Genomic DNA, 14,601 nt, shown 5'->3' on the forward strand with positions numbered 1-14,601 from the left:
TTTTCATTCCCTGAAAACGGCATTTTTGATGCTTTTAAATTTCTTTTAAAGAATTTTTCTTCACAAGTAAAAACTTTTTTTAACCTGACTCTTTTTTCAGTATACCCAACGGTTATAATTTGGTCATGAGCGTACTCGAATTTAAATAGCCGAACTAAACACCTTCAATAAATTCAAATAGTAAATTATATCTGTTTCCCATCTTTTTTTTCAAACGCTGTTTACTTTTCTTAACTGCTTCTACGGTAATCCCCAACAGAGAGGCTATTTCGGGATTGTTAAAGCGTAATTTTTGAAGCATGATAATTTTTAGATTGGATTCCTTTAGTTCGGGAAACTCCACAGCCAGCACTTGAGTGAAATCTACATATTCTTTTTGGAATTCTCTTTTGAAACTACTCCAGTTTTCTTCAGTCATTAAATGAGAGTCTAATAAGGCTTGCAGCTTTCCGTTCTTCTCTTCAAGAAAAGAAGATGGAGATTGGTGAATGGCTTCGAGTTCTAATTTTAATTTAGAAATCTGACTGTTTTTATTGTGAAGATATTGAATTTGTGTATTCAAATCCTGATTCGCTTCGCTAATGGTTTTTTCATATCTTAATTTCTCAATTTCATAGTACATGGTTTTTTTATCGTATTCAAGACTAATGTTTTTTAAGCGTTTTTTAGAAAAAATGACAATCAGGAAGATCAGCATAATAGCTAATAAAATTATGATGACGTATATTTTATTTATTTTAGATTCACGAACAAGTTTTACCTGGGTACTTTTTACTTCATTTTCATATTTTGTTTTTTGTACAATCCAGTTGGATTTCCGCAATGCAAAATCCCCATCGGTCATAAGTAGCCAGTTCTCTAAGACTTTTAATTGTCGGTGTAAAATAAGTTCTTTTTCCGGATCTTTGCCATTAGATATTTTTAATTTTAATTCAATTATTTCTTTTAAAGAATCACGATAATATAGTTTCGTAATAGCAATATCTTCGGCTTTTTGCAAATAAGTACTTGCAGCAGTAATCTTTTTTTGTTTTAAAAGTATTCTTGCCATTAAGATCGATGCATACATGTTGTTTTTTTCATTCCCGTATTCGATTGACAACGCAATATCTTTTTCTAAAAGAGTGATGGCTGCGTTTAAATCTCCGGTCTTTTCGGCAATCAATGCTTTGTCTCCAAGTGCTTTGGCATATCGAATTTGATCATTAATCCGTAAGGCTGCAGTTGCTGTTTTGTCAAAATAGCTGTTGGCTTTTTGAGTGTTTCCTTTATTTAAATAACAGTTACCAATCGCATTTAAAATAGCACCATAATCAGACGAATCTTTGGGAGTATAGTGCAATGCTTTTTTTAAAAATTCTAACGCCAATTCATGATCATCAACTCGCATCATGATCCACCCAAATATTTTGTAGGTTTCGCCAGGCAAAATCATTTGCTCAGGATTGATTTTATTAGCGTTGTCAATGGTTTCAAGCAGCACAGGAATTAGCTTGTCCATTTTTCTGTAGTAATACAGGTATTTGCAATAATTAAATTGCGACCAAACTACAAGCGCTTCGTCTTTACTTTTTTTTGCTTTTTGTATAGAAAGTAAATAGTTTTCATCACTTTTGGCATTCATTTCATCAAAAAAATCGGCATAACCATTTGCTAATAAGCCATAGTATAAAACCTGCACTTTTTCACTACGAGATTGCTGGAGTGGTTTAAGAAAATTTTTTACTGAAAGAGTATCTTGCGACGGGATTTCCTGATGTAGCGTACGTTCAAAATCTTGCCGTAAATCTTGTGCAGGCACAACGATTGTTTGGGAATAGGATTGTGAAAAAAAAAGAGCAAACAAAAACAGCAACAGTGTTACAGCTTTTTTCTGAGCGTACTCCATGTGTCAGGATTCTTTAAAATTTGTTTATAACAAAAATAAGAATCTTAATCAAAATTATTGTGCTAATCATGAGATAATGATTTAGCACAATAATTTTTAGCTTATAACAGACCATTTTATTTTGATGCTGCTATAACAAAAAAAATCAAAACACTCAATTTCAAACAATTAAAGATTCACTTGAAATTTGTCCCCTATTTGTCCCCCCTAAAATTTTTATAAATATTTTGTCATATCCTAATTTTATAGCTTCTTTTAAAAACTTAGATATGAAAAAAAAATTACCCTTAAAATTATGGTGTGTATTATTGATGTTAATGACAACATTAGTAAGTGCACAAACCTTTACCGTTAATAACTTATTTTATAAGGTATCTTCCGGATCGAACGTAACTGTAATTGGTTACGTTTCCCTGCCAACTGGAGATTTAACTATTCCTGGTACTGTTACTTATGCTGGTAATTCGTATTCTGTTACAAGTATTGGTGATAGCGCTTTTAATTCTTGTACAGGATTAACGGCTGTAACTATTCCAAATTCTGTCACAAATATTGGTAATAATGCTTTTTATAATTGTTCAGGGTTAACGTCTGTGACTATTCCAAATTCTGTTACCAGTATTGGTAATTATACTTTTTATAATTGTTTAGGGTTAACATCTTTGACTATTCCAAATTCTGTTACCAGTATTGGTGAAGGTACTTTTTATAATTGTTCCGGATTAACGTCTTTTGATATTCCGAATTCTATTACAAGTATTGGTGTGGCTGCTTTTTTTAATTGTTCCGGATTAACGTCTTTGGATATTCCAAATTCTGTTACCAGTATTAGTTATTCAGCTTTTTATAATTGTTCAGGGTTAATGTCTGTAACTATTCCAAATTCTGTTACCAGTATTGGTGATTCTGCTTTTTATAATTGTTCTGGGTTAATGTCTGTAACTATTCCAAATTCTGTTACAACTATTGGTAATTTTGCTTTTTATAATTGTACAGGATTAAAGTCTGTAAATGTTAGCTGGGCAACTCCTTTGGTTATAAATAGTAATATTTTTTCTGGGCTCAGTTTAAAAACTATTGGTCTAAATGTTTCATCTCCGGGTAATGCTACTGATTATAGAAAAAGTAATTTATGGAAAGATTTTTTTTCTATTAATTTAGACTTTATAGTTGATAACTTAATATATGCAAAATCTTCTGGGTCGGAAGTAAGTCTAACTGGATATGTTTCCCAGCCAACAGGAGTTTTAACTATTCCTAGTACTGTGACTAATGCTGGTAATTTGTATTCTGTTACAAGTATTGGTGAAGAGGCTTTTGCTTCTTGTTCAGGATTAACTTCTTTAAGTATTCCAAATTCTGTTACAAGTATTAGTAATTATACTTTTACTGGTTGTGTAGGATTAACGTCTTTAAGTATTCCAAATACTGTTACAAGTATTGGTAATTCTGCTTTTGCTTATTGTTCAGGATTAACCTCTTTAAGTATTCCAAATTCTGTTACAAGTATTAGTAATTATACTTTTGCTGGTTGTACAGGATTAACGTCTTTAAGTATTCCAAATTCTGTTACAAGTATTGATGAAAGAGCTTTTACCGGTTGTGCCGGACTAACGTCTTTAAGTATTCCAAATTCTGTTACAAGTATTGGTAATTATGCATTTTCTTCTTGTTCAGGATTAACGTCTTTAGATATTCCAAATTCTGTTACCAGTATTGGTAATTCTACTTTTGCTTTTTGTTCCGGACTAACGTCTTTAAGTATTCCAAATTCTGTCACCAATATTGATAATTCTGCTTTTGCTTATTGTTTCGGATTAACGGCTGTAAATGTTAGCATGGAAACTCCTTTAGCTATAAATAGTGATGTGTTTGCTGGTCTTAGTTTAAACACTATTGCCTTGAATGTTTATTCTCCGGGTAATGTTGATGTTTATAAAATAACTGATGTATGGAAAGATTTTTCATCTATTAATTCACGCCTTAAGGTTGATAATTTAATATACACTAAATCTTCAGCGACGGAAGTAAGTGTAATTGGATACGTTTCTCAGCCAACAGGAGTTTTAACTATTCCTTCTACTGTTGATAATGCTGGTATTGTGTATTCGGTTACTGGTATTAGTGATTCGGTTTTTGAGGAATGTACAGGATTAACGTCTGTAAGTATTCCAAATTCTGTTACAAGTATTGGTAATTCTGCTTTTTCTAATTGTTCAGGATTAACAGCTGTAAGTATTCCAAATTCTGTTACAAGTATTGGTAATTATGCTTTTATTAATTGTTCCGGATTAACGTCTTTGGATATTTCAACTTCTGTTACAAGTATTGGTGATTATACTTTTTTTAATTGTTCCGGATTAACGTCTTTAGATATTCCAGCCTCTGTTATTAGTATTGGTGAAGGTGCTTTTGGAGAATGTACAGGATTAACGGCTGTAACTATTCCAAATTCTGTTACCAGCATTGGTTATTATGCTTTTAAATTTTGTTCCGGATTAACGTCTTTGGATATTCCAACTTCTGTTACAAGTATTGGTGAAGGTGCTTTTTATTCTTGTTACGGATTAACGGCTGTAACTATTCCAAATTCTGTCACAAGTATTGGTGATTATGCTTTTGTTTCTTGTTCAGGATTAACATCTTTAGATATTCCAACTTCTGTTATAAGTATTGGTGATTATGCTTTCGGAGGATGTATAGGATTAACGTCTTTAACTATTCCAACTTCTGTTACAAGTATTAGTGGAAATGCTTTTTCTAATTGTTTAGGATTAACGGCTGTAAATGTTAGCTGGGCAAATCCTTTAGTTATAAATAGTAATGTGTTTTCTGGGCTTAGTTTAAAAACTATTGCTTTAAATGTTTCATCTCCGGGTAATGCTACTGATTATAAAACAAGCAATGTCTGGAAAGATTTTCTTTCTGCTAATTTAGACTTTATAGTTGATAACTTAATATATACTAAATCTTCTGGGTCTGAAGTAAGTGTAATTGGATATGTTTCTAAGCCAACAGGAGTTTTAACTATTCCAAATTCTGTTACCAATGCTGGTATAGTGTATTCTGTTACAAGTATTGGTGAAGGTGCTTTTGTATATTGTTATAGATTAACGTCTGTAACTATTCCAAATTCTGTTACAAGTATTGGTGATTATGCTTTTGTGGAATGTACAGGATTAACGTCTGTAACTATTCCAAATTCTGTTACAAATATTGGTGAAGGTACTTTTGGAGAATGTACAGGATTAACAGCTGTAACTATTCCAAATTCTGTTACTAGTATTGGAGATTATGCTTTTGCTTCTTGTTCAGGATTAACGTCTTTGGCTATACCAAATTCTGTTACCAGTATTGGGGATGAAGCTTTTGGATATTGTTCAGGATTAAGGTCTGTAAATGTTAGCTGGGCAACTCCTTTAGTTATAAATAGTGATGTTTTTTCTTCACTTAATTTAAGCACCATTACCTTAAATGTTTCTTTTCCGGGTATTGTTGATGATTATAAAAATGCTACTGTATGGGAAGATTTTTCTGTAAATACTTTAAATATACCATCTCATTTATCAGATAAAAATATACTAGTATATCCTACTTTAGCTAAAGATTTTATCACTGTTTCTGGTTTATCACAAACAGTACGCTATAGTATATTTAGTATTTTAGGAATAAAAGCAGGTAAGGGCAGTGTTTCTAATAATGAAAAAATAGAAGTTCAAAACCTAACCAATGGAGTGTACATTCTACAATTAGAAGGTGGCCATACCACTAAATTTATAAAACAATAATTTAGTTTATAAAATTTGACTAACCCTGGATAATCTGTATCGATTATTTAGGGGTTAGTCAATAAAATATCCTCACAAGTAAAAACTTCTTTTAACCGAACCCCTTTTTCGGTATGCTCAACGGTTATAATCTGGTTATGTGCATCGTGTTCTAAAAACAAATAATGATTATGATCTGCAGCAGCATCCAACAATTTTGATTTCTCAGGCATTGTCAATAAAGGGCGAGTGTCATATCCCATAACATACGGAAGCGGAATATGTCCGGCAGTAGCCAATAAATCAGCGCAAAAAACTATAGTTTTATCCTGATATTGAATATGTGGAATCATTTGTTTTTCGGTATGACCATCAACATAATAAATCTCAAAACCCAATTCTTTTGAGAAACCAAAATCACTTTTGGGTCTTTCAATAAAATTTAATTGTCCGCTTTCCTGCATCGGCAAAATATTCTCTGCTAAAAAAGAGGCTTTTTCACGAGCATTAGGGTTTGTTGCCCATTCCCAATGATTTTCATTGGTCCAGAATTTAGCATTTTTAAACGCCGGCTCATATCCGGTTTTGTCGGCATTCCATTGCACGCTTCCGCCACAATGATCAAAATGCAGATGCGTCATAAAAACATCGGTAATATCATCTCTGTGAAAACCATATTTTGCCAAAGAACCATCCAGGGAATGGCTTCCCCAAAGTGAATAATAACCAAAAAATTTCTCAGATTGTTTGTTTCCCATTCCGGTATCTATCAAAATCAGACGATTTCCATCTTCGATAAGCAGACAGCGAGCGGCAATGTCAATTAAATTATTAGCATCGGCAGGATTGGTTTTATTCCAAATTGTTTTGGGTACCACTCCAAACATGGCGCCTCCGTCTAATTTAAAATTTCCTGATTCTATTGGATAAAGTTTCATAAGTAAAATTTCTAAGATAAAACAAAACTAGGAAATCCTATTTTTTTATTGCTAAAATTTTTCGTTTAAATTCTATTCAACAAATCATTTTAATCACAAATTTTAAAATTTTAAGTTTTTGAAAACCTGTCGAATCTGCCAAATCTGCGAGAAAAAATAAGCTCGCAGATTCGACAGATTTTGCAGATAATTTTATCCGTTTTTTTTAAATCTGAAACCCGAGCGAATCGAACAGACGAAGTAAAATCCTAAAGTACTTTCTTCAAATTAATACAAATTCTTGTCAATATTTTGAGTTCTAATGTTTCTGTTTAAAACAATTTATATTCAAAAATAAGTATTATCTATTTTAACATTTGTTATAATAATGTGAACCGTTATGGAAAAAGGTTTTTAAGTCGTATCTTTGCAAATAATTTCATTTCAGCATTGAAATCCAGCATTTTAAAAAATTGATATTTTTTTGAATCTGAATTAAAAATGAAAGAAAAATACAAATACCATAAACAATGATAAAAGTTTCTGATACAGCCAAAAAGAAAATCATCGATTTGATGAATGATGATGGTTTTGATGCCGCACATGACTACGTACGTGTAGGAGTAAAAAGCGGTGGATGCTCTGGTTTGTCATATGATTTAAAATTTGACAAAACCAAAGGCGAAGACGATAAAATATTTGTAGACAACGACATAACAATTGCAGTTGAAAAAAAATCTTTCCTTTATTTAGCCGGAACAATTTTAGAATTCTCGGGCGGATTAAACGGTAAAGGATTTGTATTCAACAACCCAAATGCAAGCAGAACTTGTGGTTGTGGAGAATCATTTTCTCTTTAGTCAAAAGCCGAAAGTCATCAAGTCTTTAAGATTTCAGACTGACTTTCAAACTTTGGACTTTCAAACTTTAAGACAACATCAAAATAATGAGCAAATACACAGAAGACGATTTAAAAATCGAACTCGAAACTAAAGAATACGAATACGGATTTTATACCAATATAGAATCGGATACATTCCCTATTGGTTTAAATGAAGAAATTGTAAAAGCTATTTCACTTAAAAAAGAAGAGCCGGAATGGATGACTGAATGGCGCATCGAGGCTTTTCGTGCCTGGAAAGAAATGATTGAACCGGAATGGGCAAATGTTCATTATCAAAAACCGGACTTTCAGGCAATCTCTTATTATTCAGCACCTAAACAAGTAGATCCTAACAAAACTTTGGACGATGTAGATCCGGAGCTTTTAGAGATGTACAAAAAATTAGGAATTTCTGTTGACGAACAAAAAATGATGAACAATGTCGCTATGGATATTGTGGTCGATTCTGTTTCTGTAGCAACAACTTTCAAGAAAACATTGGCCGAAAAAGGCATTATTTTCTGTCCGATTTCTGAAGCTATTAAAGAACATCCTGAATTAGTAAAAAAATATTTAGGAACTGTTGTACCTCAAAAAGATAACTTTTATGCTGCCTTAAACTCAGCTGTTTTCTCTGACGGAAGTTTCTGTTATATACCAAAAGGCGTTCGCTGCCCAATGGAACTTTCAACATATTTCAGAATCAATCAGGCAGGAACCGGACAATTCGAAAGAACTTTGGTTATTGCTGATGCCGGAAGTTACGTTTCTTACCTTGAAGGTTGTACTGCTCCAAGTCGTGACGAAAACCAATTGCACGCTGCTGTGGTTGAACTAATCGCTTTGGATGATGCAGAAATTAAATATTCTACCGTTCAAAACTGGTTTCCGGGAAATAAAGAAGGAAAAGGTGGAGTTTACAACTTCGTAACCAAAAGAGGTTTATGCGAAACAAACGCTAAAATTTCATGGACACAAGTTGAAACTGGTTCTGCTGTAACCTGGAAATATCCTTCTTGTGTACTTAAAGGAGATAATTCGGTAGGAGAATTTTATTCTATTGCCGTTACCAATAATTACCAGCAAGCAGATACGGGAACTAAAATGATCCATTTAGGAAAAAACACTAAATCGACTATTATTTCTAAAGGTATTTCGGCTGGAAAATCTCAAAACAGCTACCGTGGATTAGTGCAGATTTCGCCAAGAGCTGAGAATGCAAGAAACTTTTCGCAATGTGATTCTCTTTTAATGGGGAACAATTGTGGAGCGCATACTTTCCCTTATATTGAAAGTAAAAATCCATCGGCTAAAATCGAGCACGAAGCAACTACAAGTAAAATTGGAGAAGATCAGGTTTTTTATTGCAACCAAAGAGGTATCCCAACTGAAAAAGCGATTGCCTTAATTGTAAACGGTTTCAGTAAAGATGTATTGAATAAACTTCCAATGGAATTTGCTGTTGAAGCTCAAAAATTATTAGAGATTTCTTTAGAAGGATCTGTGGGTTAAAAAGTTTCAAGTTTCAGGTTTTTGATCTGAAACTTTGTTCTTTACAACTATTAAAAAAGAATTTTTTATATCAATTAAAATAAAAAGATTTTTCAACGTTTCGCTTTTTCAGCATAACAGAAAACTTGAAACCTGAAACTTTAAACAAAAAAAAGATGTTATCAATAAAAAACCTTCACGCCTCAATTGGTGATAAAGAAATCCTTAAAGGAATTAATATAGAAGTAAAAGCTGGAGAAGTTCATGCTATCATGGGACCAAACGGTTCTGGAAAAAGTACACTTTCTGCTGTAATTGCAGGAAACGAAAACTATGAAGTTACAGACGGAGAAGTGATTCTTGACGGAGAAGATCTTGCTGATTTAGCTCCAGAAGAAAGAGCGCACAAAGGCGTTTTCCTTTCGTTTCAATATCCTGTAGAAATCCCTGGAGTAAGTGTAACTAACTTCATGAAAACAGCCATCAACGAAACTCGTAAAGCAAACGGTCAGGAAGAAATGCCGGCAAACGAAATGCTGAAAGTGATTCGTGAGAAATCTGAATTATTAGAAATCGATCGTAAATTTCTTTCTCGTTCTCTAAACGAAGGTTTTTCCGGAGGAGAGAAAAAAAGAAACGAGATTTTTCAAATGGCAATGTTAGAACCAAAATTGGCTATCCTTGACGAAACGGATTCTGGCCTTGATATCGATGCTTTAAGAATCGTTGCAAATGGTGTGAACAAATTGAAAAGCGAAAAAAATGCGATTATCGTAATCACACACTACCAACGTTTATTAGATTATATCGTTCCGGATTTCGTTCACGTTTTGTACAACGGAAGAATCGTAAAATCTGGCGGAAAAGAATTGGCTTACGAACTGGAAGAAAAAGGATACGACTGGATTAAGGCGGAGAATTAATTCTGAGTCGAAAGTTTTAAAGTCGAAAGTCATAAAGTCCAAAAACTAGATGAGTAAGTTCCGATCTTTTGAAGAAATAAATTCCTGGCAAAAATCTCGAATCTTCAACAAGAAAATATATTTGATTACTGAAAATTCTAATTTCAAAAAAGACTTTGATTTTGTTAGACAAATAAGACGTGCATCACTTTCTATATCATCAAATATAGCAGAAGGTTTTGAAAGAAATACGGATAAAGAGTTTGTTTACTTTTTATATGTAGCCAAAGCATCGGCAGGAGAAGTTAGATCTCAATTATATTTAGCTTTTGATTTAGAATATATTATAAAAGAAGAATTTGAAATGCTTTTAGAATCGATAACAGAAATATCGAAATTATTAAGCGGTTTCATTAAATATTTGAGTCAAAAGTCATAAAGTCAAAAGTTGTAAAGTCTGTTTAGACTCAACTTAGTTTATGATTTTTTCACAAAAATAGTCGACAATCTAAAGTCTTTCGACTTTCGACTTTCGACTTTAAGACTAAAAAGAACAATGGATTTAAAAGAAAAATTAGTATCGTCTTTTATGGCTTTTGAAGAGCGCGTCGATGTACATTCAGATTTACATGACATACGCACCAATGCCTTAAAAAACTTCGAAAATAAAGGTTTCCCAACCAAAAAAGAAGAAGCCTGGAAATATACATCGCTAAATGCCATCTTAAAAAATGACTTTACGGTTTTTCCAAAGCAGGAAAATGCAATCGAATTTAATCAGGTAAAAAAATACTTTTTACACGAAATAGATACTTACAAATTAGTATTTATTGATGGTGTTTTCAGTTCGCATTTGTCTTCCACAACACACGACGGAATCGATGTTTGCTTAATGTCATCGGCATTAACCAAACCAAAATATAAAATGGTTATTGACACCTATTTCAATCAAATTGCAAGCAAAGATGACAGCTTGACTTCATTGAATACTGCTTTTGCAATTGAAGGTGCTTTTATCAATATTCCGAAGAAAAAAGTAGCCGACAAACCAATTGAGATTATGTATTTCTCAACCGGAAATGAAGCAGCTTTAATGGTTCAGCCAAGAAATTTGGTGATTGTGGGTGAAAATTCACATGTTCAGATTATCGAACGTCACCAAAGTCTGAATGAAAATCCGGTTTTAACCAATTCGGTTACGGAGATTTTTGCTCAAAAACGTGCCATTGTTGATTATTATAAAATCCAAAACGATAACAGCGAAGCAAACTTAGTTGACAATACTTATGTTTCGCAGCAACAGGAAAGTCATGCTTATGTACACACTTTCTCTTTTGGTGGAAATTTAACTCGTAACAACTTAAACTTTTATCATTTTGGTGAAAGATTGACAAGTACGCTTAACGGAATTTCTATCTTAAATGACAAACAGCATGTTGACCATTACACTTTAGTAAACCACGCACAGCCAAACTGCGAGAGTTTTCAGGATTATAAAGGAATTTTCTCAGATCGTTCGACAGGCGTTTTCAACGGAAAAGTTTTAGTAGAAAAAGAAGCTCAGAAAACAAATGCTTTCCAAAAAAGCAACAACATTTTATTGAGTGATAAAGCTACTATCAACGCAAAACCACAATTGGAAATTTTTGCTGATGACGTAAAATGTTCTCACGGATGTACAGTTGGACAGCTTGATGAAACCGCAATGTTCTACATGCAATCACGCGGAATCCCGAAAAAAGAAGCTAAAGCTTTATTGATGTACGCATTCTCAAATGCCGTTATCGAAAGCATCAAAATACCGGAATTAAAGCAAAGAATTACTAAAATCATTGCCACAAAATTAGGCGTGAATTTAGGATTTGATTTGTAAATTTTCTTAACCGCAAAGTTCGCTAAGATTTACGCAAGGTTCGCAAAGTTTTTATTAAAGCTTTGCGAACTTTGCTTTTTTATACCTTGTGCTCTTTGCGGCAAAGCCCTTCTACAACTCAAAACTTTTCCCTTGTTCAGGAAAGATAAACTTCAATCCTAAATCATTCTGAAATTTCAACTGTTCCTTAATTTTTATAATATTCTTTACAGGCGGTTTCAAATGTGTAATCACTATTTTAAATCCGTTTAAAGAATTTTTTCCGGCTAATTCTTCTAATTTATAAAGTTCATCCATTAAATATTTCGGTGTCAGATGTCCGAATAAAAACTGATCGGGCTGTTCATTTGGGAATGAAACTTCTATAAAAATACCTTTTAATTGTTTACTCTGAATCAATGGCGCAACAGATGTCCATAACTCTTTTAAATTACTGCTTTTTTCTACCGCATCCGGGCCAGTATCTCCCAGATATAAAACATAATTATCATTATTTTTAATTAAAAAAGCAGTGCTTTCATAAGGATTGACATGACTCAACGGAAAGGATTTCACCGTCATATTTGTACTGGTAATTGGAGTTTCTTCTCCTATATTTAAAGTCTGAAAATGATAACGCTTAATATGAAAACCTGGCCCTTCATCACCAAAATTAGCCCATGTTTTATCATTAAAATAATGTTCTTCCATCATTTCCATACAGCTTTTTGTAGCATAAACCGTTTTTGAAGAATCTGCCGGCGAGTTGATTATCAAACCCGAAACATGGTCTAAATGGGCATGCGAAATCAAATATCCTTTAATATATTTTCGTAAAACCTCGCTTGCAGAAACTTTGAATACCTTATTCTCAATAGCTTTTTCGATTCCCGAATTGATGGTTCCGGCATCCAGACAAATATAATCTTTGGTATTAGAAGGTGCCACTAAATAGGCTGAAAGGTTTTTTTCATCAATTCCGCCCTTTACCCCCAAAGAAACAACCTGAAAAAATGACTTTTGAACTTTTTGGGAAAATGAATTAACTGATAGTAAAATCAAACAACCCAAAAGCATTTTTATAATTTTCATACCTATATTTTTATGATTACAAATTTCATCAATTAAGATGAATTTAGTTGCTTGTATTTTCGAAAATCCTGTAAAATAACGCTAAATTTACTTTGCCCTCCAATGATAAAATTCAATCTTAAAACAATATCTTTACGTAAAAATATAACATTTTAAACCAAAAAAGTTACAATGACAACGATAGCATCTCAATTTGGAATAAATGAAGCTCTGGAAAAATTGGGCATCAAATTTATAAATGAAGGAACATCAACGGGTTTAAATAATTTTTCATCCGGAGAAATTTTAGACAGCTATTCTCCTGTTGACGGAAAATTAATTGCGTCTGTAAAAATGTCCACAGCTGAAGATTATGAAAAAGTAATGCGATCGGCAACGGAAGCTTTTAAAACATTTCGTTTAATCCCTGCACCACAGCGTGGAGAAATTGTACGTCAGTTTGGAGAAAAATTACGCCAAAATAAAGAAGCACTTGGAAAATTAGTTTCGTATGAAATGGGTAAATCATTGCAGGAAGGCTACGGAGAAGTACAGGAAATGATTGACATTTGTGATTTTGCAGTTGGATTATCCCGCCAGTTACACGGACTAACCATGCATTCAGAAAGACCCGGACATCGTATGTACGAACAATATCATTCGTTAGGAGTGGTCGGAATCATTTCGGCTTTTAATTTTCCTGTTGCCGTTTGGTCCTGGAATACCGCTTTGGCATGGATCTCAGGTGATGTTTGCGTTTGGAAACCTTCTGAAAAAACACCTCTTTGCGGAATTGCCTGTCAAAATATAATTGCCCAGGTTATTAAAGAAAACAACTTGCCGGAAGGGATTTCATGTTTGATTAATGGTGATTATTCGATAGGAGAATTAATGACTGCCGATACCCGAATCCCTCTAATTTCTGCAACAGGTTCTACCCGAATGGGAAAAATAGTAGCTCAGACTGTTGCGGGGCGTTTAGGCAAATCATTATTAGAATTAGGCGGAAACAATGCTATTATTGTTACTCCTGATGCTGATATTAAAATGACCGTGATCGGTGCTGTTTTTGGTGCAGTTGGAACTGCCGGCCAACGCTGTACTTCAACACGCCGATTAATCATTCACGAAAGTATATATAATAAAGTAAAAGATGCTTTGGTTACAGCCTACAAACAATTAAGAATCGGAAATCCGCTTGATGAAAACAATCATGTTGGTCCGTTAATTGATATTCATGCAGTTGAGATGTATGCTAAAGCCCTGAACAGAGTTGTTGCTGAAGGCGGAACAATTTTAGTTGAAGGTGGCGTGCTTTCCGGCGAGGGCTATGAAAGCGGCTGTTATGTAAAACCCGCAATTGCCGAAGCAGAAAATACATTCGAAATAGTACAGCACGAAACCTTTGCACCAGTTTTATATCTGATAAAATATTCGGGAGAAGTCGATAATGCTATCGAAAAACAAAATGGTGTAGCACAAGGTTTATCGTCAGCCATTATGACAAACAACTTACGTGAAGCAGAAAGGTTTTTATCTGTTACAGGTTCTGATTGCGGAATTGCCAATGTAAACATTGGAACTTCCGGAGCCGAAATTGGTGGTGCTTTTGGCGGGGAAAAAGAAACCGGAGGCGGAAGAGAATCCGGTTCTGATGCCTGGAAAATTTATATGCGTCGCCAGACTAATACCATTAATTATACCACAAGCCTGCCATTGGCACAAGGAATTAAATTTGATTTGTAGATTATAAATACCGAATTAATCATAAAAGGCTTCCAAAATTTTGGAAGCCTTTTACTTTAAAAATAATGGTTAGTTAGTTGGGTA

10 protein-coding genes are annotated in these 14,601 nt (G+C 33.5%); 7 read left to right on the forward strand and 3 right to left on the reverse strand.

Annotated features, from left to right (window positions below; all coding sequences use genetic code 11):
* Window positions 1-154 precede the first annotated feature (154 nt).
* Complete coding sequence (locus tag FLV_RS11170) at window positions 155-1,888, reverse strand: tetratricopeptide repeat protein (protein ID WP_243233902.1); 1,734 nt, start codon at window positions 1,886-1,888, stop codon at window positions 155-157.
* Window positions 1,889-2,157: 269 nt separating this feature from the next.
* Between FLV_RS11170 and FLV_RS11175 the strand changes: the two genes are divergently transcribed.
* The gene (locus FLV_RS11175; protein ID WP_243233903.1) at window positions 2,158-5,676 is read left to right on the forward strand and encodes a leucine-rich repeat protein; all 3,519 of its coding nucleotides are present in this window, start codon (window positions 2,158-2,160) and stop codon (window positions 5,674-5,676) included.
* Between the two features lie 47 nt (window positions 5,677-5,723).
* Here FLV_RS11175 and FLV_RS11180 read toward each other — a convergent pair whose 3' ends face one another.
* Window positions 5,724-6,593, reverse strand: coding sequence for an MBL fold metallo-hydrolase (locus FLV_RS11180; RefSeq protein ID WP_243233905.1), 870 nt, complete (start codon window positions 6,591-6,593; stop codon window positions 5,724-5,726).
* A 509-nt stretch (window positions 6,594-7,102) separates the two neighbouring features.
* Between FLV_RS11180 and FLV_RS11185 the strand changes: the two genes are divergently transcribed.
* From FLV_RS11185 to sufD, 5 genes are all read left to right on the forward strand, one after another.
* A complete protein-coding gene (locus FLV_RS11185; protein WP_110305982.1) occupies window positions 7,103-7,432 on the forward strand; it encodes a HesB/IscA family protein in 330 nt (109 codons plus the stop codon).
* 86 nt (window positions 7,433-7,518) lie between these two features.
* Window positions 7,519-8,967 carry a Fe-S cluster assembly protein SufB gene (sufB, locus tag FLV_RS11190; protein ID WP_243233907.1) on the forward strand — a complete coding sequence of 483 codons (1,449 nt, stop codon included), beginning with the start codon at window positions 7,519-7,521 and terminating at the stop codon, window positions 8,965-8,967.
* A 155-nt stretch (window positions 8,968-9,122) separates the two neighbouring features.
* On the forward strand, window positions 9,123-9,869 hold the full coding sequence (gene sufC, locus FLV_RS11195) for a Fe-S cluster assembly ATPase SufC (protein ID WP_113677127.1): 747 nt from the start codon (window positions 9,123-9,125) through the stop codon (window positions 9,867-9,869).
* A gap of 49 nt (window positions 9,870-9,918) precedes the next feature.
* Window positions 9,919-10,287: a four helix bundle protein gene (locus tag FLV_RS11200; RefSeq protein WP_243233908.1), complete on the forward strand. Its 369-nt coding sequence runs from the start codon at window positions 9,919-9,921 to the stop codon at window positions 10,285-10,287.
* A gap of 117 nt (window positions 10,288-10,404) precedes the next feature.
* The gene (gene sufD, locus FLV_RS11205; RefSeq protein ID WP_243233909.1) at window positions 10,405-11,721 is read left to right on the forward strand and encodes a Fe-S cluster assembly protein SufD; all 1,317 of its coding nucleotides are present in this window, start codon (window positions 10,405-10,407) and stop codon (window positions 11,719-11,721) included.
* Window positions 11,722-11,832: 111 nt separating this feature from the next.
* Here the strand turns inward: sufD and FLV_RS11210 are convergent, their stop codons facing one another.
* Window positions 11,833-12,792 (reverse strand): MBL fold metallo-hydrolase, encoded by a 960-nt coding sequence (locus FLV_RS11210; RefSeq protein WP_243233911.1) that lies wholly within the window; start codon window positions 12,790-12,792, stop codon window positions 11,833-11,835.
* Between the two features lie 171 nt (window positions 12,793-12,963).
* Here FLV_RS11210 and FLV_RS11215 point away from each other — a divergent pair, with 171 nt between their 5' ends.
* Window positions 12,964-14,517, forward strand: coding sequence for an aldehyde dehydrogenase family protein (locus FLV_RS11215; RefSeq protein ID WP_243233913.1), 1,554 nt, complete (start codon window positions 12,964-12,966; stop codon window positions 14,515-14,517).
* Window positions 14,518-14,601: the final 84 nt, after the last annotated feature.

Source organism: Flavobacterium pectinovorum, assembly GCF_022802975.1.
Taxonomy (GTDB): domain Bacteria; phylum Bacteroidota; class Bacteroidia; order Flavobacteriales; family Flavobacteriaceae; genus Flavobacterium; species Flavobacterium pectinovorum_B.